The following is a 24,261-nucleotide window of genomic DNA, read 5'->3' as shown; positions in this document are numbered from 1 at the left end:
CGATGGAAACGGGGCACACGCCGGTCCGGCGGCTGGAAGCGCGCGATGCGCGGCGCTCATCGGTGGGTGAATGTCCGGTCTGGCGAGAGCAAGAGAACGCGCTCTACTGGGAGGACATTCCCGCGCAGATGCTCGTGCGCTGCGAACTCGACACACAGCGCCGCACGGAGTGGCATTTGCCTGAGCGTATCGGCTGTTTCGCATTCGCGCGTGACGGGAAGGTACTGGCGGCGCTGGAAACCGGCCTGTTCGCACTGACGCTGCACGAACCGGCGCCGGGAGAAACGGGCGTACGTCAGGGCACAATCGACGTGCGCCGGCTTGCAGTCGTTGCGCACGCAACCGGCAACATGCGTTTCAACGACGGCCGCTGCGACCGCCAGGGACGTTTCTGGGCCGGGACGATGGTGCAGGACGCGGCGGCGCCGAATCCCGCGGGCAAACTCTATCGCTACACGGCGCAGGACGGCTTGTCCGCGCCTGTCGTGGAAGGCTTGTGCACGCAGAACGGGCTGGCCTGGTCGCCGGATGGACGCACGATGTATCTCTCGGACTCGCATGCGTCGAGCCGCGTGATCTGGGCGTTCGACTACGACACCGATGACGGTGTGCCGACCAACCGCCGCGTGTTTGCCGATCTGCACGACTATGTGGGCCGCCCGGACGGCGCGGCCGTCGACGCCGACGGCTGTTACTGGATCTGCGCAAACGATGCGGGCCTGCTGCTGCGCTTCACGCCTGAGGGCCGCCTCGACCGTAAGGTCGCGGTGCCGGTTTCGAAGCCGTCGATGTGCGCGTTCGGCGGGCCTCACCTCGACCTGCTGCTGGTGACGACCATCTGTCCGCCACAAGCAGGCGATGAGGACGGCTTCGTGTTCGTGCTCGAAACCGGCGTGCGCGGATTGCCCGAGCCCGTGTTCGACGGCGTGCTTTGAACTTTCGTCACCATCGAATCGCCATGCTGAAGTTTCAGGACCAGGACGTCGTCGAGATCGAATCTGGCGTGTCGCGCCTGCTGTTTGCGCCGCAGGCGGGCGGCCGGCTGCTGTCGTGGCGGCAGGATGGGGCGTCGGTGATTCACTGGCCCGATGCGGCCGACTGGAGTCATCCCGCCGCGGTTCGCGGCGGCAATCCGCTGCTGTTTCCGTTCGTCGGGCGGCATCGCGTGAATGGCGAGATCGGCTGGTGGCGGGACGACCAGGGCGTTGTGCGCGCCGTGCCGTTGCATGGCTTCGCGCGTGATTTGCCGTTCACCGCGCAAGTTTCGCCGCAGGGTGACGCCGTGTGCATGACGCTCACCGATACGGAAGCGACGCGCGCGGGCTACCCGTTCGGTTTTCGCTTCGAAGCCGCCTACCGGCTCGTGGACGAAGCGACGCTCGATGTCGAGTTGACGACCGGAAACACGGGCGCGGCGCGTCTGCCGTATTACGCGAGGCATCACTTCTATTTCACGCTGCCGCACGCGAGTCGCGACGATTCGACGCTCACGCTGCCGCGCACCGTTGCGCGCCATCAGCGTCCGGACGGCACGATCACGGATCCGGTTGAAGGCGCGCTGCGCTACACCTTTGACGATGCGCAGATTCACGACCGCTTTCATTGCCTCGATGGTGCGCCCGAGGCGCCGGTTCGAATCGACATTCCGGCCTTGCGGCGCATCATCGAGATCGATTTGCAGCGCCCGGGATCCGTGCCGTGGTACGCGGTGACTTCCTGGACGGAGGCGCCGCAATCGGATTTCTATTGCGTCGAACCGTGGCTTGGCTTGCCCGATGCGATCCACAACGGGCTCGGTCTGCGCTGGCTGGAGCCGGGGCAAACAGAAACCGCTGCACTGCGTATCAGTCTGAGCGCCGGAGTGGTTGATCGGCTCGCGTAAAAACGGCGTAAACGCGCAGTGGTCGCAGGAAGGATGGGCCAATGCGTGCGTCATATGACATACAATTAACGACACCCCTGAACACTCACAGCGTACGTCTCACCATGGCTGAGCAGAAAGCGCCGAACATGCCGGCGCGGATTTACAGCGATATTCTCAATCGCATCATCGAAGGCGAATACAAGGAAGGGGAACGCCTGCCAACCGAGCATATGCTCGCGGAGCGCTTTGCGACCTCGCGGCCGACCGTGCGCGAAGCGCTTGCGCAACTGCGCGCGGACGGCATTATCGCGACGCGCCACGGTTCGGGAACGACGGTGATGCGGCGACCCGACCCGGACGTGCGCCGTTTCGCACCGCTGGAATCGTTGTCAGACATACGTCGTTGCTACGAATACCGCGTCGTGGTGGAATCGGGCGCAGCCGCGCTGGCGGCACAAAAGGCTGACGATGCCGACGTCGAAGCTATCCAGCACGAGTGGGACAACCTTCAGACGATCATCGAGACCTCGGGCATTGGCGCGAAAGACGACTTCGCTTTTCACCTCGCCGTGACCCGGGCGTCGAAGAACCAGTTCTTTATCACCGCGCTCTCGTCGATCCAGGAGCAGATGGTGTTCAGCATGAACCTCTCTCGCAATCTGTCGCTCGTCAAGTCGATCGAGCGGCAGCGCATCGTTCAGCAGGAGCACCTCGAAGTGCTCGAAGCGGTGCGCGGACGCGATCCCGAACGCGCGTCGCGTGCAATGCGCGTGCATCTCGAACATGCGGTCAACCGTATGTTCGGGTCCTGACGAGCGGGATTGTTGCGCATGCAATGGCCGACTTGCTGATCGGCGGCGCTCATTGACTGAGCGTGGTGCGCAAGAAGAGAGGCGGGGGCGAGAGTGAGGGGGCCGTCACGGGCGGGCTCCGCTTGCGCGTCGCCCGCCCGACTCTGACTCAACCCATTGATGCTTGAAACTTAGACGGCCTGCTTTGCAGCGCGCGAAGCCTTCGACACGGCCTTGGTGGCCGCCTGGAAGTTGCTTTCGGCGATTTCCACGGCTTCTTTCGTCGCCTTGTTCACCGTTTCATAGGCCGTGCTGGCGGCATTGAACGCCGACTTGATCGCGGCCACGGCGCTTTCCGAACCTGCCGGTGCGTTCTTCGCGGCGTCTTCGACCAACGCTTGCACAGCGCGTTGCTGTTGCGCGAGCTGGGCTTCGGCGGCACGCGTGATTTCCGATTGCGTGGCGGACACGATGTCGTAGACAGCGCGGCCATATTCGAGTGCCTTTTCCACTGCGGGCTGCGCGAAGCCGGCCTGCAGTGCGAAGAAACCTTGCGGATCCTTGGCGGACAGGGCGGCGTGAGCGTGCTCCTGGCTTTGTGCGAAGGCGGCGCGGGCGGTCTGGAGATTCAGTTCGGCGAGCTTCGTGGCGCCTTCAAACGCCTTGTTCGAGAGGCCGAAAAATGCCTCGAGGCTGGCTTTCTGGGTGGCGGCGAATTGTTCGGGTGTCGGCAGAGTCATGTCTTCGTTCCTGAGGAGGAGCCGGTGTGGCCGGTTCCGGTTGGAAAATGAGAAAACTTTCGTATCGATCACCGGTTCGCGCGTTTGTGCGATGCAGCAATCTGACTGAATGATAGCGCGCCAAAATGGGCTGTCAAGCAAAATTTGTGCGTCGCAGCAAATCGGCAATTCGCTGATTTGTATGAAGAAGATTTGCCATCACCAGGCTGGGGTTTCGGATCGGAAACGGGGGCGGAGCGTGGTGACAAACGCGGTGCCATTGTGCCTTCGGTCGGGCCATCTCAGGCGGTTCCCGCACCAATCAAACAGGGATTGCGTAGACGCCGCGCTGGCGCATGACCAGGTCACGCTGCGTGCGCAGCGTAATGTGACTCCGTGCACAATGGCTTTTGATTCGGGCGCCGTTGCGGCTCCCGGGTTGATCCCCCGATCACGCGGCGCCGGTTCCAGCACGGAAGGCATGCGTTTGCGCTTTTCGGATGATGAGCCAGTGCGGGACGGCAGCGCTGCGAGTCCACTGGAGAGTTGAAATGGCTGATTCGAGCAACAAGCCTCTTGGCGCCGCCACGACCGGTGCGGGCGCGCCGGCGGTGAGCGACCGCAATTCGCTGACGATCGGACCGGACGGCCCGATCGTTCTGCACGACGTGCATTTCATCGAGCAGATGGCGCACTTCAATCGTGAGAAGGTGCCGGAGCGACAACCGCATGCCAAGGGCGCAGGCGCATTTGGCGAGTTCAAGACCACGGGGGACGTGTCTCGCTACACCCGGGCGGCGCTATTCCAGAAGGGCGCGGTGACCGAAATGCTCGCACGCTTTTCGACCGTGGCGGGCGAAGCAGGCAGCCCGGATACATGGCGCGACGTGCGCGGGTTTTCGCTGAAGTTCTACACGACCGAAGGCAACTACGACATCGTCGGCAATAACACGCCGGTCTTTTTCGTGCGCGACCCGATGAAGTTTCCGCACTTCATCCGCAGCCAGAAACGATTGCCCGACTCGGGGCTGCGCGACAGCCACATGCAGTGGGATTTCTGGACGAGCAATCCGGAATCGGCGCACCAGGTCGCTTATTTGATGGGCGATCGCGGACTCCCGAAGACCTGGCGACACATGAATGGCTATGGTTCGCACACGTTCATGTGGGTGAACGCCAGCGGCGAGAAGTTCTGGATCAAGTATCACTTCCATACGAACCAGGGTCTTGAGAGCTTCACCAACGCCGAGGCCGAAGCGATGGCCGGCCGCGACGCCGATTTCCACCGGCGCGACCTGTTCGACGCGATTGCGCGCGGCGAGTATCCGTCCTGGAAGCTCTCCGTGCAGGTCATGCCCTATGCGCAGGCGAAGAGCTATCGCTTCAACCCGTTCGATCTGACCAAGACGTGGTCGCACAAGGACTATCCGCTGATCGAAGTGGGCACGATGACGCTGAACCGCAACCCGGACAACTTTTTCGCGCAGATCGAGCAGGCCGCGTTCTCGCCGGGCAATACGGTGCCGGGCATCGGGCTTTCGCCGGACAAGATGCTGCTGGGCCGCGCGTTCGCCTATAACGACGCGCAGCGCGTGCGTATCGGCACGAACTTCCACCAGTTGCCGGTGAACCGTCCGAAGGTGCCGGTGCAGACCTATATGTTCGACGGCAACATGACCTACGAACATAGCGGCAACGCGCCGACTTACGCGCCGAACAGCGGCGGGCGTCCCTGGGCAGATCAGACGGGTACGGTGGAAGACGGCTGGGAAGCCGATGGCGACATGGTGCGCAGCGCCTATGCGTTGCACGCGGAAGACGATGACTTCGGCCAGGCCGGCGATCTCGTGCGGCGCGTCTACAACGACGACCAGCGCATGAAACTTGTGGAGCAGGTGGTGGCGAGCCTGAACGGCGTGCGCAGCCCGGTGCGCGAGCGCGTGTTCGAATACTGGAAGAATATCGACCCCGACGTGGGTCGACGCATCGAAGCGCTGGCGAGCGGCGCGGAATAGCCGCGAGCGGTTGGGCTCGTTAAAACGTGGGAAGAAAGCGCGTGCGGACTGGAACAACGCAAGGGGGCTGATCCGGTTTTTTTAGGCCGTGCCGAAATCTGAGGAATTCCAGAAAGGACTCTTCCAGTCACGGCGGTTAATGCGCGAGTGGGGAAGCGCTAACGTGCGAGCCTTGCGCGGTGGAATCCCTGACGCAAACTGAGAAGTTGGCCCTGACCCGATGACGGTCAGGGCTTTTTTTTCGTCTGGTGCGGTCGGGCGGTTAATCGCCCGTGTTGTATTCGTGAAAGATAAAAGTAAGGTATTGCTCAGGCAACGTGGTGGGTGCTGCTCCCTGGCCGGCATGCGCGCAAAACGACGGTAGCCATACGAATTGGCCAACCTAGCCGCGAATGCAACCCGACACTGATTTCCTTTGCTTCGAAAATACGATTTAAAACAATGATGTGGATCAGCGCGCGCAATTATTTGCATTGTCGCACTGCAAAAAATCTGCGTTCCGTTTACGCTCATAAGCCTTTGGCCATGTGCGGCTCTCCGCTGCGTGGCTAACAAATGCATTACTGTCTGCCTGTTCCGAGGCTCATTTCGCGATCAACTTGCATTTTGCTTTCGTTGATTGCGGTGCGCGGGTGCTGCTGCTCGTCACACATCTTTAGGTCCGTGTGCATGCAGTCATTGCGGTCCTAGATCTGGCGACCTGAATGCCCATCCTGCCCTGCGCGTTTCCAGCTTTCTTGTTCTCACCGGGCGGATGGTCAGCGCCTTCGCGCAGGCTGATGGGATGTAGTTCTTCGTTTTCCCGTTCGTCGGATCGATGCTCATTCAGCCTCGATCCTGTTTCCCTGTAGCCAGTCTCATACGTTCGATGTGCCCGCTGCGAATTTCATCATGCGGGCTCTGGATCTGTGTGCGGCACGTGCCGGCGTGATTGCCCGGGCATCGCGACATTCCGTTGCGTGCGAAACGATGTGCGGATGTGTGGTTGGGGAATTCGAAAGATCTACGAAAAATCGCTTTTTTAAATCATACGGGGTTCGATGTTCGAATGCTCGCCGGTGATGCGAAATGCGGCAAAAATCTGCGACAAAGTGTCTCAGTGGCATTTTGGCAAGGGTCATTCTACGTAAAGAATAGTTGTTATCGATCAAACAAGTTGTATGATTCGGGCGCGCTTCCTTTGTTGAAGATCAGGGAATGTGCCGGAGAAATTCAACGAATGAGATTCAGGCAAACGTGATGAAAAGAACAACCTTGCAAAGGTTATTGCTTCCCGTCGCAGCAGGATTGGCCGCGTGTCTTTCCGGATGCAACATGGAAGTACTCGATCCGAAAGGTAGTATCGGTGTAGCCGAGAAGCAGCTGATTGCGCTGTCCACCTACACGATGCTCATCGTGGTGATTCCGGTGATCGCGCTGACGCTGTGGTTCGCATACCGCTATCGCGCGTCGAATCGCAACGCGACCTACGCGCCGAAATGGGCCCATTCCACGGCAATTGAAATCGTGGTCTGGACCATACCTGCACTGATCATCCTCTTTCTCGGCATCCTCACCTGGAGGACCACGCACGAGCTTGATCCGTACAAACCACTTGAATCGAACGTCAAGCCAATCAACGTCGAAGTCGTGGCGCTCGACTGGAAGTGGCTCTTCATCTATCCGGACCTCGGCATCGCTTCCGTGAACCAGCTTGCTGTTCCAGTTGGCACGCCGGTGAACTTCCGTATCACGTCGGATTCGGTGATGAACTCGTTCTTCATCCCGCAACTCGGCTCGCAGGTCTACGCGATGGCAGGTATGCAGACGCGTCTGCACCTGATCGCCGATCAGGCGGGCGACTACGCGGGCATGTCGGCGAACTTCAGCGGTCAGGGCTTCTCGGACATGAAGTTCCGCACGCTTGCCACGAACCAGCAAGACTTCGACGCGTGGGTTCAGAAGGTGAAGGCATCGACGACGACGCTCTCGATGGATCAATACGCGACGGTTGCGAAGCCGAGCGAGAAGACGCCCGTGCAGTACTTCTCGACGGTTGATCCGAAGCTCTTCACCAACATCATCGCGAAATACAACAACGGCCACGTCACTGAAACAAGCGACGCGTCGTGCGGGACGAAGGGGTAAAGCCAGCATGTTCGGAAAACTCACACTGGAATCGATTCCGTATCACGAGCCAATCATCGTGATCACGGCGATCGGCATGGCGATCGGCGCAATAGCAGTGCTCGGCGCGATTACTTACTTCGGCAAGTGGAAATACCTCTGGACCGAGTGGCTGACGAGCGTCGATCACAAGCGCATTGGCGTGATGTATATCATCCTCGCACTCGTGATGCTGATCCGCGGCTTTGCCGACGCGATCATGATGCGCTCGCAGCTCGCCGTAGCGTACAACGCGCCGGGCTTCCTGCCGCCGCACCACTATGACCAGATCTTCACGGCGCACGGCGTGATCATGATCTTCTTCATGGCGATGGCGCTCATGGTCGGCCTGATGAACATCATCGTGCCGTTGCAGATCGGTGCGCGCGACGTGGCGTTCCCGTTCCTGAATTCGCTGTCGTTCTGGATGACTGCCGTAGGCGCGACTCTGCTGATGATCTCGCTGGTGGTCGGCGAATTCGCGCAGACCGGCTGGCTCGCGTATCCGCCGCTTTCGGAGCTGGCGTACAGTCCGGGCGTCGGTGTCGACTATTACCTGTGGGCGCTGCAGCTTTCGGGCGTGGGCACGCTGCTGTCCGGCGTGAACTTCTTCGTCACGATCATCAAGATGCGCGCCCCGGGCATGACGGCGATGAGGATACCGGTGTTCACGTGGACGGCGCTTTGCGCGAACGTGCTGATCATGGCGTCGTTCCCGATCCTGACCGTGACGCTCGCGCTGCTCGGCCTCGATCGTTACCTCGGCATGCACTTCTTCACGAACGACGCCGGCGGTAACGCCATGCTGTACCTGAACCTGATCTGGGCGTGGGGTCACCCCGAGGTGTACATCCTCGTCCTGCCGGCGTTTGGTATCTTTTCGGAAGTCGTGTCGACCTTCGCCAAGAAGCCGCTGTTCGGCTACAAGACCATGGTCTACGCAACCTGCTCGATCATGGTGGCCTCGTTCCTCGTGTGGCTGCACCACTTCTTCACGATGGGTTCGGGCGCCAACGTCAACTCGTTCTTCGGCATTATGACGATGATCATCGCGATCCCCACGGGCGTGAAGATCTTCAACTGGCTGTTCACGATCTATCGCGGCCGACTCGAATTCACGACGCCTGTGCTGTGGACGATCGGCTTCATGGTGACCTTCACCATTGGCGGCATGACCGGCGTGATGTTGGCCATCCCGGGTGCGGACTTCGTGCTGCACAACTCGCTGTTCCTGATCGCGCACTTCCACAACGTGATCATCGGCGGCGTGGTGTTCGGCTATCTCGCGGGTTTCAACTTCTGGTTCCCGAAGGCGTTTGGTTTCAAGCTCAACGAAAAACTCGGCAAGCGCGCGTTCTGGTTCTGGCTCACGGGTTTCTATGTTGCCTTCACGCCGCTGTACGTGCTGGGCTTCATGGGTGCAACCCGCCGTCTGAACCACTACGACGATCCGGCATGGCATCCGTGGATGCTCATCGCGTGGTTCGGCGCCGTGCTCGTGCTGATCGGCATCGTTCACCAGCTCGCGCAGCTCTACGTCTCGATCCGCGACCGCAACCTGCCGGAAAACCGCGACCTGACGGGTGATCCGTGGGGCGGTCGTACGCTGGAATGGTCGATCTCGTCGCCGCCGCCGTCGTATAACTTCGCGATTATTCCGCACGTGAGCGAACTCGACGAATTCGCGCACATGAAGGAAACGGGTCGCGAAACGCGGGATGTTGCAAACACGAAGTACACGGACATCCACATGCCGTCGAACACGAGCGCCGGTGTCTTCATCGGCATGTTCAGCCTCGTGCTGGGCTTCGCAGGCATCTGGCACATCTGGTGGATGGCGATTGTCGGCCTCGTTGGCGTGATCGGTACTGCGATCGCCTACAGCTTCGGCAAGAACGAGGGCTACTACATTCCGGCTGCCAAGGTCCGGGCAGATGAAGAACTGCGCAACCGCGCACTCGTCAAGGCGTTCGAAGGCAAGCAGCGCCGTGGCAAGGTTGACGAAGAAGCACTGGAGGCCAACTGATGTTGCAGAAAACAAGCGCCGCCGCGCTGGCGCAACACGATCACCACGATCACCCGCCGTCGCATTCGGTCTTCGGCTTCTGGCTGTATCTGATGACGGACTGCATCGTATTCGGCTCGCTGTTCGCAGTGTTCGCCGTGATGCAGAACCAGTTCGCAGGCGGCCCCTCGGGCAAGGACCTGTTCGACATCCCCGGAGTCGCGCTGGAAACCGCCGTGCTGCTGTTTTCGAGCATCACGTACGGCTTCGCGATGATCGGCGCGTACAAGAAGCGTACTTCTCAGGTGCTGTTCTGGCTGGCCATCACGTTCCTGTTGGGCGCGACGTTCCTGTATTTCGAACTGCATGAATTCGCGCACCTGATCGAACTTGGCGCGGGCCCGAGCCGCAGCGCGTTCCTCTCGTCGTTCTTCACGCTGGTCGCGACGCACGGTCTGCACGTGACGTTCGGCATGTTGTGGATGATCGTGCTGATGATTCAGGTCGTGCAGGCGCCGACGCTGGGCGAGCGCGAATTGCGCCGACTGACGTGCCTGAGCCTCTTCTGGCACTTCCTGGACATCGTCTGGATCTGCGTGTTCTCCTTTGTTTATCTTGCGAGCGTGATTAAATGAGTGCTCATTCCATCCACGAAGAAGAAGGCCACGGCAGCTACGGCAGCTATGCGGCGGGTTTCGTCCTGGCGGTGGTGCTCACGGCCGCTTCATTCTGGCTCGTGCTGCACGGCGGTTTTCCGCATGAGACCGCGCTGCTCGGTCTTGCAGTGCTGGCTGCGGTGCAGATCGTCGTTCACCTCGTGTTCTTCCTGCACATGAACTCGTCGTCGAGCCAGCGCTGGAACGTCACGGCGTTCGGCTTCACGGTGATGACGGTGCTGATCGTTATCGTCGGCACGGTCTGGGTCATGCACAACGTCAGTATGAATATGATGTCGCGTTAAAAGGGCATCGTGACCGGAGAGTCTTGTTGCTCTTGAGACTCTTCGGTCGTTTCACTCCGCTGTTTTCCTTCCTGCTTCCATTTCCCGCCAACTGCGTGTGTGCAGTGATGAAGTCGCAAAGACTTTCATCGGTTATCGCCGAGGCGTGCGTTTCCAGTTTTACCAACTTCAATTTTCTGGCGCGGACAATTTGTTTGATTGTCGGCGTCGATCTACGCTGAAGCGCGGCGCGATATTTGAGCGTGTTGGCGTGCGAAAAATCGGCGGGGCTGGGTTTGCATATGTCGCAAAGGAATTGCAAACCGCGGCCTTGATGGGCTGATTGCGCCGTGACGGCCAGCGACTTTCGGTGAAGCGCTGGCTCATGTGGTGAAAGCCTGTTTCGTGGGCTAGAACTACACCGCGTTCCGGAAGGTGGAGGGGCGTTGGCTGATTCAATGGCTGCGTTAGAAATGCGGCGGCCGCTTCTGATGTATCTGCACCCGAAGCGGCCGCGCTGTTTTTTCGTGATCGCTCAGCTTTCCAACGTCCTGGACACCCAGCCCTCTTGTTCGAAGGCCGCCGACACGCCCTTATTCAAGTCGACGAACTCCGTGATGACTGCGGCAGCGTCAACCTTCTTGGACTGGAACGGGAACCGCAGCGTCCCATCAGCGATGCCATCCATGATCGGCTTGACGAGCGCGGCCTGATGTTTCACCGTCGCGCCCACGCTCTTCAGATCCGGGGCCGTAGCGAGTGCCGTGACCAGCTCCGCGTAGCTCGTCATCAACACGACCAGCGCGTCAGACATCGTGCCTTCGCGCGACAGTGGTTCGGCAACTGTGTTGATACGGTTGCGCAACTGGTTCAGCCGGGCACGTGCGCCGTCGATTGCCGTTTCGGGAAACATGACGTCGGTTGCTGTATAAAAATCGGTGTAGTCCATCTTGCGCTCCTTGTTAGCGGCGAATGATTGCGTTGGCGTTGCCCGGCACGTCCGGATTCGGCGGGGTGTAGTCGATTTGGCATTCGCTCGGGGTAGCCCTATAGGCAAGCACCGTAGATTGTCCGTGCGACGCATAGCCCGTCCCGCAGTTACGCGCGATCGAATCGTTGGCAAGGATCTGTGAATGGTGAGCGGCGTGGAAACCTTTCTCGCATTGTTCAACGATGGCGTGGTTGACTACGATCTTTCCACCGTGGTCCGCGAGGAAACCAAAGCGTGCATCCACGATCGTAGCGCGTTGTTCCACTGTGCCTGATAAAGCCGACCAGCACACCCCGCCGTGCCCGGCGTAGCAGCCATATTCGCAGCACTTGATCTTCATGCTGTCGCACCAGAGGTAGCCATTCCGCTCGACGTACGTGCCGTGCCAAAAATCCGTGATTTGCGCCTTGCCGACCCAGCACTGTGCGGTGTCGACGACAGCCAACCCATGAGGTGCCGTGGTTGATTCAACACCGTAAATGCGAGCAGGAAGGGTGGTTCGAAAGTCCTTGCCGAGACCGACCAGACGGAGTGACGGCAGATAGGCCCGCGCTCCAGACGAAATATGCGCGGCCCACTGCCGCGTATTGGAAATTTGCAAATTGCTGCACTCATACTGCGACCCTTGATCGACCGCGAGACCGTTTGCTCCGCCTTCGATTTGCACGCTGCCAGGCGCGCTCCAGACTCGACTGCCAACGTAAATCAGCAGAGACCGGTACGTCCAGTTCTGGTCAGTTGTCTCACCGATCAGCTTGAAACCGCTAAAGGTGACGTTACGCACGTTATCGAAGATAACGCCGTGGCTCACGCCATTCGTATCGGGCGTGAATTTGATCTGGCATGCGGCAGGATTTCCGACGTTGCCTTCAATGCGGATACGATGCGCAAAGGGTTGACTGTGCAAGGTGATGCCGTGGGTGGTGTACACGCCATCGGCAACCTTGATCAGCACGTCGGCTTTCAGCGTCTTGCCGATCAAACTGTCCCACGCGGCTTGAATGCTGCCGAACTGTTTACCAGCACCGACCGCAAGCGTCGTATAGCCGTCGATCCCCCATTGCTTGATGAATTGCTCGACGCGGCCATCGATTTGTCCCATCTTGCCCGCAACGGCCTGGGTCAACGCATTCTGCGCGTCAATGGCATCCGTAAGTTGTTCAGAAAGATTCATGAATCGTGATCTCCTGCAAATGATGTTGGTAGCAGCACGCGGTTCGTGTCGCTCAATGTTTTCGTGATCGATCAGTTATCCAAATTCACGGATGCCAAACCCTCTTGTTCGAAGGCCGCTGAAACGCCCTTATTCAAGTCGATGAATTCCGCGATGACGGCTGCAGCGTCAACTTGCTTGGACTGGAACGGGAATCGCAGCGTCACGTCAGCGATACCGTCCATGATCGGCTTGACGAGCGCGGCCTGATGTTTCACCGCCGCGCCCACGCTCTTCAGATCCGTGGCCGTGGCGAGTGCTGTGACCAGTTCCGCGTAGCTCGTCATCAACACGACCAGCGCGTCAGACATCGTGCCTTCGCGCGACAGCGGTTCGGCTACCGTATTGATCCGGTTACGCAGCTGGTTCAGGCGGGCACGTGCGCCGTCGATTGCGGTTGCGGGAAATATGACGCTAGTCGTCGTACAAAAATCGGTGTAATTCATCTTGCGGTCCTGGTCAGCGGCGAATGTCAGTCATACGGGCGGAGGTAGGAGACGTTGCCATAGCGAATGATTGCGTTGCCATTGCCCGGTACGTCCGAAGTCGGTGGCGTGAAGTCGGTATGCGATTCGTATAGCGTAACGTTGTAGGCAATCACCGTAGATTGTGCGTGCGACGAATAGCCCGTGATGCATCTAGACGCGAACGACTCGTTTGCATAGAGCAGTGAATGGTAAGCGGCGTGGAAACCGGTGTTGCATCGTTCAGCTTCGGCGCCGACGGCGACGATCTTTCCACCGAGGTCCGCGAAGAACCCAACGGCCGCGCCTACGACGCTGGACCGTCGTTCCACTGGACGTCCGGGCGCTACGGGCCACCAAAACGACCAGCACACCCCGCCTTGCGCAGCGTAGCAGCCATATTCGCAGCGCTCGACCCTCACGACGTCACACCAGAGGTAGCCATTGCGCTCAACGTGCGCGCCGTGCGACCAGTCCGTGATATGCGCCTCGCCGGCCCAACACTGTGCGCCGTCGAGGACAACTAATCCATGAGATGCCGTGGTTGATTCAACACCATAAATGCCAGCAGGAAGGGTAGCTCGAACGTCCTTACCGGGACCGGCCAGACGGAGCGACGGCAGATTGGCCCGCGATCCAGCCGTGATATACGCAGCCCATATCACCGTGTTGGAGATGTGCAGCTTGCTACACTCGTACTGCGCCCCGTGATCGACAAAGAGACCGTACGCACCACCTTGGATTTGCACGCTGCCAGGCGCGCTCCAGACTCGACTGCCTAGATGAATCAGCAGACACCGGATCGTCCAGTTTTTATCGGTTGTCTCACCGACCAGTTTGAACCCGCTAAAGACGACGTTGCGCACGTTATCGAAGATCACGCCGTGGCTCGCGCCGTTCGCATCGGGCGTGAATTTGATCTGGCATGCTGCAGGATCGCCAACATTGCCTTCAATACGGATGCGCTGCGCAAAGGGTTGATTCGTCAAGGTAAAGCCGGTGGTTGTATGCACACCATCAGCCACCTTGATCAGCACGTCCGCCTTCAAGGTCTTGCCGATCAGACTGTCCCACGCGGCCTGAATGCTGTCGAACGGCTTACCAGAACCGACCTCAAGCGTGGTATAGCCGTCGATCCCCCAGTTCTTGATGAATTGCTCGACGCGCCCATCGATTTCCCCCACCCTGCCGGCAACGGCCTGGGTTGACACCATCTGCGCGGCAATGTCGTTCGAGAGTTGCTCGATGCGACCGTGAAATTGCTCCACACGCCCATCGATTTCCCCCACCTTGCCCGCAACGGCCTGGGTCGACGCCATCTGCGCGGCAATGTCGTTCGCGAGTTGATCGACACGACCTTGAAATTGGCCGACGCTACCACCGACTTGCCCCATCTTGTCCGCGACGGCCTGGGTCAATGCATTCTGCGCGTCAATGGCGTCAGTAAGTTGTTCAGAAAGACTCATGAATCACGATCTCCTACAAATAATGCTGGCCAAGCAGCACACGGTTCGTGTCGCACAAAGCCTTGAGCACGGCCGCAAGCTGCCGGGACTGGATCTGATCGAGCGAGGTGCGCGTGACAAGCACAACATCCGGATCGATCTTCAATTCGACCGCCGATGCGTTAGTCACATCGGCGATCATGCGGATGTACAACTGCTTGTTCGAGCCCGCCGACATCGAAGGCTTATAGCTCTCCGGATATTTGCCGACCGCGATCATGTCGCCAGCGGTATCGAACAGTCCCACTTCGCGGACGGACCAACCGCCCACTTGATCGGGAATCACCAGTTCGGCAACCACCCAGCTCGGGTTGGCCGGATCCGTTTCGAGATGATTGATCGGGCCGCGCCAGACTTCGTGATGAAGCGCGCGTTGCGCTTCGTCCGGATCGTAATAAGCGCCGTTACGGCCATCGCCGACCGCGATTTCGGTCAACGCCAGTTTCGGGCCGCCCGCCATGGCGCTGGCGATTTTGGCGCGGCCAACGGCGGTCAGGATCGTAAAAAATTCACTCGCCATGAAGGCTCCTTCTACGCAGTACACGGATAGACCGAAACGGTTTCGACGCCCCAGTGACCGATGCCGATGCGCGGCAACGGATTCATCTGGTCAAGCTCGGAAACGCTACAGGGGTAGACGGTGACGATTTCGCCGGCGGACACCGCCATGGCGAACGCCGGAATGGACGAGCGCACCGTCACGTTCATCGTCAGCGCCTCGAGGCGCGAGCGCTTGTTCTTGTACTTCAGGATCAGCGCTTCCAGACACGCGTATTCGGCCGCGTTGACGCCGCGGCCGGACAGATCGATATCGAGCCTGAAGCGATACGGGCTGCCGCCGTACTCGAACCATTCGGAAACCACGCCGGTCATGCCGAGCGTCACGAGAATCTGCTCGATCGCCCACGGCGTGCCCTTGTAGCGGTGCAGTTCGATGGCGTTGTGGATTAACGTCCGGCGTTCCTCCGCGCTTCTCGCCAGTTCCCAGCCCTCGAAACCCATGACATGGAATTGTTCGGCGAGGTGGGGCAGAGCGCTTTCGTGAACCGTGTCAATCAGATAGACGAGCAGCGCCGAGAGATCGATGTTGCCGAAGCGCTCGTCGACCAGTTCCGCCAGAATGCGAAAGCGCTCGTCGGCCATCAGAACCGGGGTCAACGGCGTCTTACTCATCGTGAATGCCCTGCATGGCCAGCTCGATGTCCTCGCACGTCGCCCATTCATGACGAGCCAGTTCGCGATCCGGGAACGCGTCATTCAGGATCACGCGATAAACGCCTGGCACATGCAATGCAGCGCTTAGTTGACTGCGCACCAGATCGCGGCCGAGTCTGCTCCGGCGATCCTGTGCATAGCGTTGCGCGGCTGCCAGCGCACGACTCATGACGGCATCCTGATCGAAACCGCGCAATAGCACGAGTTCGGCAGCGATGCGATAGCGCACTTCCTGCGGCGTCCTCGCCCGGAAATAGTCCGTCAAAGGCCGTCGTTTGCGCTGGTTCAGTTGCGCTTCGATCAACACCAGCAGATCGTCGCCGGGCAATCCGTCACGCGTGAGCGGGTACGTTTCGACGTGCCCGTCGGGCAGGCCATCCTCGGGGCCGAGCACCGCCACGTCGATGATGTTCTGGTGAACCGCGCGCACCCGGGCCTCGTAGGCTTCGCCATGTCCGGCGTTGCTGTAGTTTTCGGGCGCCAGAACAATGCGTTCGCGCAGCGGGTCATCCTCTTCTTCATCGGCGCCGCCGTCTGTTGGCGAGATGTTGGCGACGGTGATTTCCACGTCATCGCTCACATCGAGCGCATCGAACAGACGGTTGATCTGCCCGGGCGCACGCCCGTTGCCGACAATGCCGTCTGTTTCGCAGACCGCGCCAACATCCACGGACCGCTGGCCCGCCTGGAGCACGGCATCCGCGCTCGTCACAAAGATCACAGCGCCGTCGCTGCTCTCGGCGCGCGTTCCGGCTGGCACCAGCACGTTATGTGCGAGGGCAGTTCCGACGCCAAATCGCAGCGTCGTTCGGGCGGGCTGCTCCGGCAGGCGCGTCACGCCCACGAGCTCCCCGAGATAGTCGAGCATCGGCTTGCGCGCGTAAGCCACGAGATTCTGTCTCGCGGCCTCCTGCAAACCGATACGCACGAGGCTTTCGCGGTAAGCAATCAGGTCGATCAGCAAATGCTCGACTTGCGCGGGATAAAGCGTCTTGCCGGATCGTTTCTCGTAGTCCGCAACGATCTCCGCCGTGATCGCCTGCGGATCGCGATCAATGAAATGCGGCTCGGGCAGGTTCATCGCGGCACCTCCGTTTCGCGGATCAGGCCATCGGCCAAACGCCATTGCACCCGCAACGTTTCGCGTGCTTCATCAATTGCGGGAATGACGCGGACAACTTCGCAACGCGGTTCCCACTCGCGAATCGCGTCGACCGACTCGCGCACGACGTGCGGCGTGGCCTGCTGGATCGGCATGTCGAGATACAGATGCAGGTTCGATCCGAACTCCGGCCGATGTGGGTCGCTACCTTTCGGAGTCTTGAGGATGATGCGGATCGATTGATCGATATCGTCGATGCCTTCGACCACGTCGTCGCGGTTAAGGGCGGGCTGCCAGTGAACGGAGGTGATGTCGGATAAGCGCGTCATGCCGGTATGATGCGGCGCTGCCGGCAGGCTGGCTATTCATGTAGCTTAAAGACTCAATGCCTGTGATGGTTCGAGTTGCCGCCCGCGTCCATCACCTTGCCCGAGGCTTCGATGTCGCCGTCGACGCGCACGCGGCCCTTGATGACCGCGGTCGCGCCGTCGCCGCCGGAGCCGGACATGCCGCCCTTGTAGGCCAGTTGTCCGTCGATTGTCACGCTGCCGGTAAACCGCGTGTCGGCCACGTCGAACAGTGCTTTCGGTGCGCGCACCACGACCTCGACACCGGCTTCCATCTCGACCCGCTGCATACCCGATATTCGCAATACATGCGTGGCGCGGTCGTATTCGAGCAGTGCGCCATCCTTGAATCGGATGACGAATTTGTTCGGATCGGTGACGGGAGGGCGATCCACGTCGGAATAGATTGCGCCGAGAATCACGCCATCCTCGCCGCGCCGGTCAAGCAGCAGTGCGACGTGCTCGCCGTTGTCGTAGGTCCAGCAACACTGATCGTCTTGTGTCTTCGGGTATGCGATCGGCAACCACATGGTGCGCAGGTTGCCGAGATCGGTCAGGCGCACGCGGGCGAATCCCGGTCGGGAGGCGCTAACGGTGCCGTATTTGATCGTCGCGCCGAATTCGTCGAATGTTTCGTCGATGCCATTCATGGGTTGTTTATGGGGTTTCGTTTCACGGATGTCGTTCCGGCAGCGTCGACTTTTCCGCCGATATCGCCGTAAACAGCCGGTGCTTCGTTCTTCGACTTTTTCGCTGCGCCGCCTTTATGCGACTTGACAGCCTGCGATGCGCGCTTGATTTCGATCTCGGTCGTATAGCCGCCGCCGCGATTGAGTTGATGCCGCGCCGATTCGATCAGATATGTGCCCGACAATCGTCCGTATTCCGCGAAGGCAAACGTGTTGCCCGCGACAAGTCGGGTATTGCCCGCAGTCGTCAGCGAGCCGCTGGTTTGCTGAAGATTCGCGCGATCCAGCGCCGCCTGTGTCCTCGTTTCCAATGCGGCCTTCGATCCGGAGCGCGCCGAAAGGCGCAGCGTATCGCCGCTGGCTTCCTGGCCGGAGCGCGGCTTGTCGGCGGGTTTCGTTGATGTGCCCGCAACCTTTCCGTCTTTATCGTCATTGGCAACCAGCTTGTTCGACACCGCCTTTTTGGTCTTCGGATCGTGGTACGCGCCTTTGGCCTGCGCGTAGATATCCTTGATCTTGTCACGCAGGCGAATCGACGTCAGGTCGGACGGCCCCAGGCGAATGACCGGATCGGCCTCACGTAGTGCGGCATGCTCGGTGAATACGAGTTTCGTCCCGGTGATCTTGAAGACATAGCCGTATTCACGCGCCAGCCGTGCGAGAAATGCGACATCGCGCTCCTGGAATTGCGTCACCCGATCGAGGCGGATATCGCGGATCGTGCCGACCAGCGTCAAATGATTGCGCCGTGCGATACGCTCGGCAATCGCAGCCAGCGTCGTCTGCTCGTACGCGTGCGGCTGGCGCGTGCGCACGGATTTCTTGACGCCGGTCGCGAGGCCACGGATCGTGACCGTCGACGGCGGATCGGCGAACTCGATCTCGTCGATCTCGAAGCTCCCGCATGGCAGCAGCGGCTCGGCTTCATAGCCGATCTTCAGCGACAACGTGTCTCCCTTGCCCGGGTACCACGCATTGCGCCAGCGGTCGTCCGTGTCTTCGAGTTCGACGTTCAGTTCGTCCGATTGCCCGTCGAGATAATCCGTATAGGAAACCGAGATCACGTACGGCGTGACATCGTTGGTGATGTCCTTCTGCTCGTACATGAGCACGAAAATCGGCATGGGAACCGCGGCGGCCGCCACGGGAGCGAGATCGTTTATCGCATCCACGGCGGCAAATCCCCGGTCAGTTCATCGGTGGCGATCACGGGAATGGCGAGCAGCAGGCCGCCCGGCAAGGCCGGTGTAATCGGCACATCCGGATTCGCGCCGACGATGCGTTCGTACTCGAACGGCGTCCCGTAGTAGTGGTAGGAGAGCTGATCCCAGCGCTCACCATCGCGTGTCACGTGGCTCAAAAACATTAGTCTGCCCTCGTGATGACCCTGGCGGCGAGCCGGCTGATTGCCGGTTCCGCGTTGCTGAAGGCATCCGCTGCATTCGACAGATTCGATAGCGTGGTGTCGAGCACCTGCCCGATATTGCCGAGGTTGGCAGATGCCAGTGCATTCTTTGCGCCGCGAACCGAGTCGAGCGCAGTCGAACTCGCGCGTATGACGCTCACCACATCGGGCAGCGGCTCGGCGAGCGGCGCGAGGACCGAACCGAGTTTCGCGAGCGGCCCCGATGCGCGTTGCAGATCGCCGACGATGCCGCCGATTTGCTCCAATGCGCCGGCCGGATCTCGCGTCAGCCGCTTCGCGGCCTGCACGGTATCGGTTGCGATACGAATGGCCGTGCGCGCCTGGTTCGCATATGCGACGCCCTGCTTGACGATCTTGCGTACAGATTTTTCCGCCGACTGTATTGCCGACCCTGTCGCCGTCCCAGCCGCTGTCGGTGCGCGCGCAACCGCCTTGGCCGCCTTCGCGGCGACGGGCGGCACCTTCGGCTTGACGGCGGGGGGATTGAGCGGACGCTTCTTGTCGCCCGCGAATTCGCGCAGCGTAATGTTGGCTTCGAGGGCCATCACGGTGCCCGACGCGTCGGTCTGCTTGCTGGTGGCTTCGACCGTCGTTAGCACGAACCAGCCCTTGTAATCGCCGTTGCCGAAAACGAGCGCCATCGCCTGCCGCGCCGCCAGCGCCGTGCGCAGCTTGAGCAGTTCCGCTTCCGGGTCGCAGTACTTGAAGTGAAATGAAAGCGCGATGCGGATTTCGTCGAGGTTGTCGCCGACGCGCTGCAGGCGCGGCTTGCCGTGAATCAGCCCGTGCTCGGCGTAGTTCGCGCCGAAGGTGGATTCGAAGCCGTCGAAGTAGCCGATCAGGTCGAACTGGATGTCGCCCAATAATGCAAACATGTCACCCTCCGTATGATCGGCGGGCCTGTCGGGCCGTGACCCGGGCCATCATCTGTTCAAGCTCGTTCAGCGACACTTTGAGCCCTTGCATGACCTGCTCCCTGGCGCCGCCGTTGCCGCCCTGAATCGTGATCGTCGGTGAGAAATGGACCGTGATGGCGGGGCCGCCGGTCGATGTGCCGCTGGTTTTGCCGCCTGCGCGCGCGGTCTGAATACGGTTGACCGATGCAGCCGCTTTGGCCTGGAGTGCCGTGCCGGCCGTGGCGCGCGACGCGATTACCGTCGCGTCGCCGATGCCGATGGTCGCGCGCTGGGCGATGTCGCTGCGCGGGCGCATGGATACAGGCGAGGGAGACCGGAGGCCGAGTGTGGTGGTGGCGACGCTGTTCTCGATGCCGCCGCCAGACTGGACGATGTTGTTCTTCGCGCCGCTGACCGGTTTAGCCACCTGCGCCTTGAGCACCGTGCCGGTCGCGGTATGCGGCGTGATCGGCGACGCGCCGCCAATGCTGTCCTTCGTCCCGTCGACCACCGGCGTGGCAGCCCGCTCTTTGAGCACCGCGCCAGGTGCGCCGTGCGACGTGATCGGCGACTCGCCGCCATTCCCGATGACCGTGCCGTGCGTGACGTGGTCCTTCGCGGCGTTCTCCTGCACGACATTGCCGCCGGTGGCGTCGGCGACGGGCGAGCGAGACCCGATGCCGAGCTTTTCGGCGAACCAGTTCTTGATGTTGTCGGCAATCCCGAAGATGGCGTCCTTCACGGCGGCCAGCTTTTCCTGTATGCCGTTGATGAGGCCGATGACAATGTCGCGGCCGATGGCGAGGAAGCGCTCGGGGAGTTCCGCGACGCTCGTCCAGAGCTCGCCCAAATATTTCTTCGCCGCGCCGACGACCTTGCCGAAGACCTCGCTGATCTTGTCCCAGTTGCGATAGATCAGGTAACCCGCGGTCGCGATGCCGGTCACGATCAGGCCGATCGGGCTCGTCAGGAACAGCCTGCCAACCCATAGCAGGATGCGCCCGATCGTCAACGCGCTGCGCAGCAGGATGCCGCCGAGCACTTTGCCGAGCCCTAGTGCGCCGCGAAAGAAACCGCCGAGGCCCGACGCCATTTTCCCGCCGCTCCAGAGCGAGCGCAGCAGCGTCCATTTGGAGGCGAACAGCGCAATGACCGTTTTGAAGATATTCCAGGCGGACAGGACCAGGTTGACGCCGAAGAGGGCGCCCAGTCCGATAGCCCTGAAGCCGGCAATGCCGATGGCCAGTCCGGCGATAGCCTGAACGACCCCGGGGTGCGCCTGCGCCCACTCATTGACGCGCGCGATGATCGGCGTGAGCGTGTTCATCAGGGTGACCAGAGGCGGCAGCAACGCGTTGCCGACCGTAATGCCCAGCTCGGCAAGCTGCGTTTTCATGCGCAGCCATGCCAACTGGGTCGTTTCGCTGCGCCTGGCGAAGTCGCCGTCGATTGTGCCGCGCGCCTGCGAGCTCGCGATCGCCGCCTTGCTTTGCCTGTATTTATCTCCGCCTTCCTGCATGGCCAGCACGTGGTTGACGCTCCTGGTGTCCTGAAAAATCTCACCCAGACCGTTGCTTTCCATCAGCTGGCGCTGCGTGTTTTCGTCCCCTCTGGCCGCCGCCTCTTTCCACTGTTTGACGAATGCGTCGCCGCGCGATTCGATGAGCTTCATCGCAATGGCAAGCGATGCCTCATAGCTTGAGTTGCCTTCTGCAACGAGGCTCGACATCGACTGCCGATAGTCGACGCCTGCGTTCTCATAGGCCTTGATCGTTGAGGGCGCACTCATGTGCGCAACCCAGCTGCGCATGTTGGCCATGGCATCTTCGCCCGAACCGGCGCTTTCGCGCCCGACTGCGAGGCTCGCCATGATCTGGGTGAGCGCGTCCTGCCCCGTGATGCCTTCGGCGGCAAATGCCGCGTTCAACTCCGGCAGGTTCTGCTCCAGGTCTTTCTGATCCAGACGCCCGATCTTGCTGCCATACACCACGCTGCCAAACGCTTCCTTGAGCTGGTCTTCGTTTTTAAGGCCAAGCGTTTCGGTAAACGACACGGTCATGCCGGTGAGATCGGTTATCTCGGACTGCGTCGCCGTGGCGACCTTGCCAAGCAGCCCGGCATAACGCCCGGCGTCGCCGTGCTTCATACCCGCCGTCACGAGCGCTTTGGTGCCGCCAAGAATCGCATCGTGGCTCTGATTCGACGTGACCGCCGCTTCCCGGAGGGTTTTGCCAAGTGCGGTTTCTTCCTGGCGGGAGAGGTTGCCCGCTATCGCAATGTCGCGCAGCTTCGCCTGGAAGTTCGCCGCCTGATTGGCGGCACTGATCATCGGCGCTGCCACGAACTTGACCGTGCCGATGGCCGACGGCCCGGTCGCAACGTGCGCTCCTTGCGAGCCCGTCAGTTGGGACCAGATGGCGCCGCGTTCCTGGCGCAGCGCGTTGCCGCGCGCGCGCAGGTCGGTGAGCGTCCGTTGCTGGCCCTTAACCTGTTCGATCGTCTGTCCAAGCTGCTTGTGCTCGGTGCGCACTTCGCCAGTGTTGCGCGCGGGGCCGTTGCGCATGCGTGAACTGGGCGGATGGGCCAGCGTCTTGCCCAGGTGGGCTTGCCTGGCACGCAGTTCGCCGGAAAGCTGGCCGAGGTCGCGGAGCGTGGTTCGGGTGCCGGAAAACAAGGTGCCGAAGCTCGCCATGATCCCGGCGCTGAAGCTACCCATGATCCCTGCGCCGCTCTTGGCGCCAACGTAGAACTTGCCTGCCATGTCAATCCTTGCGCATTATCGTGCGTTATCCGCGCGCGCCCTCGATCCGGCGCGCCACCTCGCGCTCCGCCGCACCGACCCACCACCAGTAGTCGTCCATGTCGAGTTCGGCAATTTCGGACGGCTGCATTTTCATCACCAGCAACATCAATTCGTCTAGCGGACGCAACATCGCATCGAGCGATTCGCGTGTTCGCCGGGAGTTACGCGGCTTGCTTTGCGTCGCCTGCCGCGATGCCGTCAACCATGTCACGAAAGGAATCGGTGAGCTGTTTCGAATCGGAAATATCGAGCTCGCCGATGTCCTCCAGCGTGAGATCGGTCAGGCGCGCCATCAGAAAATCTTCCTGCTCGGCCGGATCGTCGCTGTGCTTTGCGGCGGCGGCAATGTCCTTGCGCTTGCCGCGGCGAAGCGTGAGCGACGAAATCGTCGCGCCGGTGGCGCTTTTAATCGGGAATTTCAAGGGGATGATGGTAGACATCGTTCGTTCCGTTGAATGAAGAGTGCGTAACAGATGAGGCCATTGTCGGCGGACGGCACGCCGCAGGCTATTAACGGACGTTCATGCCTGCCCCGGTGAAAAAAGGGGAAAAGACCCGCCGGAGCGGGTCTTCGGCGTGCGCCGGTGAATGACCTTCGAAGGTTCTTAACCGCCGATGTTCGACCGGTACGTTGCGAGCACATCCTTTCCGCCGACGCGGAAGATGTTCGCCATGTAGTCGATCTCCAGCACTTCATCGCCGTCGACCACCTGTTTGACGTAGGTCGCGCCGAACGACGACGAAAGATCGACGTTCTCGTGCTGCTTGAACGTGCCGAGCGGATTCTTCTTGAACATCACCGTGAGGTACGTCACGAGTGCGACTTCGCGCGAGCGGCCCTGCGTCGTGTACTGCTCGATGCTCGAACGGCATTGCAGTTGCACGGCCTTGAACGGATTGGCCATCACGAGCGCGACGTCCGAATAGAGCGAATTCCACTTGATTTCGCCTTCGAGTTTGTCGAAACCAGCGGGCAGTTCGATCTTGCCGACCATGCCGAGCGCCTTGTGCTCCTGCATGATCGTCTGCACGTCCGGCAGCTTGATTTCTTCGGCTTTGCCGAGCATCGAATTGCCGTTCACGTATACGTTGGCGTTCACGATACGGTTGATCTGGATACCGCCTGCCATG

24 protein-coding genes are annotated in these 24,261 nt (G+C 60.6%); 8 read left to right on the top strand and 16 right to left on the bottom strand.

Annotated features, from left to right (window positions below):
- The first annotated feature begins 2 nt into the window (after window positions 1-2).
- The 3 genes from Q0L30_RS25415 to Q0L30_RS25405 all read left to right on the top strand — a co-directional run bounded on the left by Q0L30_RS25415 (window position 3) and on the right by Q0L30_RS25405 (window position 2,676).
- Window positions 3-935: an SMP-30/gluconolactonase/LRE family protein gene (locus Q0L30_RS25415; protein ID WP_296663708.1), complete on the top strand. Its 933-nt coding sequence runs from the start codon at window positions 3-5 to the stop codon at window positions 933-935.
- A gap of 23 nt (window positions 936-958) precedes the next feature.
- The gene (locus Q0L30_RS25410) at window positions 959-1,882 is read left to right on the top strand and encodes an aldose epimerase (protein ID WP_296663553.1); all 924 of its coding nucleotides are present in this window, start codon (window positions 959-961) and stop codon (window positions 1,880-1,882) included.
- A 104-nt stretch (window positions 1,883-1,986) separates the two neighbouring features.
- Window positions 1,987-2,676 carry a FadR/GntR family transcriptional regulator gene (locus Q0L30_RS25405; RefSeq protein ID WP_296663550.1) on the top strand — a complete coding sequence of 230 codons (690 nt, stop codon included), beginning with the start codon at window positions 1,987-1,989 and terminating at the stop codon, window positions 2,674-2,676.
- 170 nt (window positions 2,677-2,846) lie between these two features.
- On the opposite strand, the gene phaP is transcribed toward Q0L30_RS25405, so the two are convergent.
- Complete coding sequence (gene phaP / locus Q0L30_RS25400; protein ID WP_296663548.1) at window positions 2,847-3,395, bottom strand: phasin family protein; 549 nt, start codon at window positions 3,393-3,395, stop codon at window positions 2,847-2,849.
- Window positions 3,396-3,925: 530 nt separating this feature from the next.
- Between phaP and Q0L30_RS25395 the strand changes: the two genes are divergently transcribed.
- From Q0L30_RS25395 to cyoD, 5 genes are all read left to right on the top strand, one after another.
- Window positions 3,926-5,389 (top strand): catalase, encoded by a 1,464-nt coding sequence (locus Q0L30_RS25395; RefSeq protein WP_296663545.1) that lies wholly within the window; start codon window positions 3,926-3,928, stop codon window positions 5,387-5,389.
- Window positions 5,390-6,628: 1,239 nt separating this feature from the next.
- On the top strand, window positions 6,629-7,516 hold the full coding sequence (gene cyoA, locus Q0L30_RS25390; RefSeq protein WP_296663543.1) for a ubiquinol oxidase subunit II: 888 nt from the start codon (window positions 6,629-6,631) through the stop codon (window positions 7,514-7,516).
- A 7-nt stretch (window positions 7,517-7,523) separates the two neighbouring features.
- The gene (gene cyoB / locus Q0L30_RS25385; RefSeq protein ID WP_296663541.1) at window positions 7,524-9,560 is read left to right on the top strand and encodes a cytochrome o ubiquinol oxidase subunit I; all 2,037 of its coding nucleotides are present in this window, start codon (window positions 7,524-7,526) and stop codon (window positions 9,558-9,560) included.
- The gene (gene cyoC, locus Q0L30_RS25380; protein ID WP_296663538.1) at window positions 9,560-10,174 is read left to right on the top strand and encodes a cytochrome o ubiquinol oxidase subunit III; all 615 of its coding nucleotides are present in this window, start codon (window positions 9,560-9,562) and stop codon (window positions 10,172-10,174) included. The genes cyoB and cyoC overlap by 1 nt, the downstream gene beginning before the upstream one ends.
- Window positions 10,171-10,500: a cytochrome o ubiquinol oxidase subunit IV gene (gene cyoD, locus Q0L30_RS25375; protein ID WP_296663537.1), complete on the top strand. Its 330-nt coding sequence runs from the start codon at window positions 10,171-10,173 to the stop codon at window positions 10,498-10,500. Before cyoC ends, cyoD begins: the two co-directional genes overlap by 4 nt.
- A 514-nt stretch (window positions 10,501-11,014) precedes the next feature.
- On the opposite strand, the gene Q0L30_RS25370 is transcribed toward cyoD, so the two are convergent.
- The 15 genes from Q0L30_RS25370 to Q0L30_RS25300 form a co-directional block, all read right to left on the bottom strand.
- Window positions 11,015-11,428 (bottom strand): hypothetical protein, encoded by a 414-nt coding sequence (locus Q0L30_RS25370; protein WP_296663534.1) that lies wholly within the window; start codon window positions 11,426-11,428, stop codon window positions 11,015-11,017.
- A gap of 13 nt (window positions 11,429-11,441) precedes the next feature.
- Window positions 11,442-12,644, bottom strand: coding sequence for a hypothetical protein (locus tag Q0L30_RS25365; RefSeq protein ID WP_296663531.1), 1,203 nt, complete (start codon window positions 12,642-12,644; stop codon window positions 11,442-11,444).
- Window positions 12,645-12,715: 71 nt separating this feature from the next.
- The gene (locus Q0L30_RS25360; protein WP_296663529.1) at window positions 12,716-13,129 is read right to left on the bottom strand and encodes a hypothetical protein; all 414 of its coding nucleotides are present in this window, start codon (window positions 13,127-13,129) and stop codon (window positions 12,716-12,718) included.
- A gap of 26 nt (window positions 13,130-13,155) precedes the next feature.
- The gene (locus Q0L30_RS25355) at window positions 13,156-14,613 is read right to left on the bottom strand and encodes a hypothetical protein (protein ID WP_296663526.1); all 1,458 of its coding nucleotides are present in this window, start codon (window positions 14,611-14,613) and stop codon (window positions 13,156-13,158) included.
- 13 nt (window positions 14,614-14,626) lie between these two features.
- Window positions 14,627-15,172, bottom strand: coding sequence for a phage tail protein (locus Q0L30_RS25350; RefSeq protein WP_296663524.1), 546 nt, complete (start codon window positions 15,170-15,172; stop codon window positions 14,627-14,629).
- A gap of 11 nt (window positions 15,173-15,183) precedes the next feature.
- Window positions 15,184-15,825, bottom strand: coding sequence for a phage tail protein I (locus Q0L30_RS25345; protein ID WP_296663522.1), 642 nt, complete (start codon window positions 15,823-15,825; stop codon window positions 15,184-15,186).
- Window positions 15,818-16,948: a baseplate J/gp47 family protein gene (locus Q0L30_RS25340; RefSeq protein ID WP_296663520.1), complete on the bottom strand. Its 1,131-nt coding sequence runs from the start codon at window positions 16,946-16,948 to the stop codon at window positions 15,818-15,820. Before Q0L30_RS25340 ends, Q0L30_RS25345 begins: the two co-directional genes overlap by 8 nt.
- Window positions 16,945-17,238: a GPW/gp25 family protein gene (locus Q0L30_RS25335; protein ID WP_296663517.1), complete on the bottom strand. Its 294-nt coding sequence runs from the start codon at window positions 17,236-17,238 to the stop codon at window positions 16,945-16,947. The genes Q0L30_RS25340 and Q0L30_RS25335 overlap by 4 nt, the downstream gene beginning before the upstream one ends.
- A gap of 113 nt (window positions 17,239-17,351) precedes the next feature.
- On the bottom strand, window positions 17,352-17,966 hold the full coding sequence (locus Q0L30_RS25330) for a phage baseplate assembly protein V (RefSeq protein ID WP_296663515.1): 615 nt from the start codon (window positions 17,964-17,966) through the stop codon (window positions 17,352-17,354).
- Window positions 17,963-19,177, bottom strand: coding sequence for a phage late control D family protein (locus Q0L30_RS25325; protein ID WP_296663512.1), 1,215 nt, complete (start codon window positions 19,175-19,177; stop codon window positions 17,963-17,965). The genes Q0L30_RS25330 and Q0L30_RS25325 overlap by 4 nt, the downstream gene beginning before the upstream one ends.
- Window positions 19,165-19,371, bottom strand: a complete 207-nt coding sequence (locus tag Q0L30_RS25320; RefSeq protein ID WP_296663510.1) for a tail protein X — start codon at window positions 19,369-19,371, stop codon at window positions 19,165-19,167. Before Q0L30_RS25320 ends, Q0L30_RS25325 begins: the two co-directional genes overlap by 13 nt.
- Window positions 19,371-20,306, bottom strand: a complete 936-nt coding sequence (locus Q0L30_RS25315; RefSeq protein ID WP_296663507.1) for a phage tail protein — start codon at window positions 20,304-20,306, stop codon at window positions 19,371-19,373. Before Q0L30_RS25315 ends, Q0L30_RS25320 begins: the two co-directional genes overlap by 1 nt.
- 1 nt (window position 20,307) lies before the next feature.
- Window positions 20,308-23,088 (bottom strand): phage tail tape measure protein, encoded by a 2,781-nt coding sequence (locus Q0L30_RS25310; RefSeq protein WP_296663505.1) that lies wholly within the window; start codon window positions 23,086-23,088, stop codon window positions 20,308-20,310.
- 203 nt (window positions 23,089-23,291) lie between these two features.
- Complete coding sequence (locus Q0L30_RS25305) at window positions 23,292-23,570, bottom strand: phage tail assembly protein (RefSeq protein WP_296663502.1); 279 nt, start codon at window positions 23,568-23,570, stop codon at window positions 23,292-23,294.
- 165 nt (window positions 23,571-23,735) lie between these two features.
- A complete protein-coding gene (locus tag Q0L30_RS25300) occupies window positions 23,736-24,260 on the bottom strand; it encodes a phage major tail tube protein (RefSeq protein WP_296663500.1) in 525 nt (174 codons plus the stop codon).
- Window position 24,261 lies beyond the last annotated feature (1 nt).

The sequence above is a fragment of the Paraburkholderia sp. genome (assembly GCF_024281035.1).
GTDB lineage: Bacteria > Pseudomonadota > Gammaproteobacteria > Burkholderiales > Burkholderiaceae > Paraburkholderia.
This window is presented reverse-complemented; position numbering and strand designations above follow the sequence as displayed.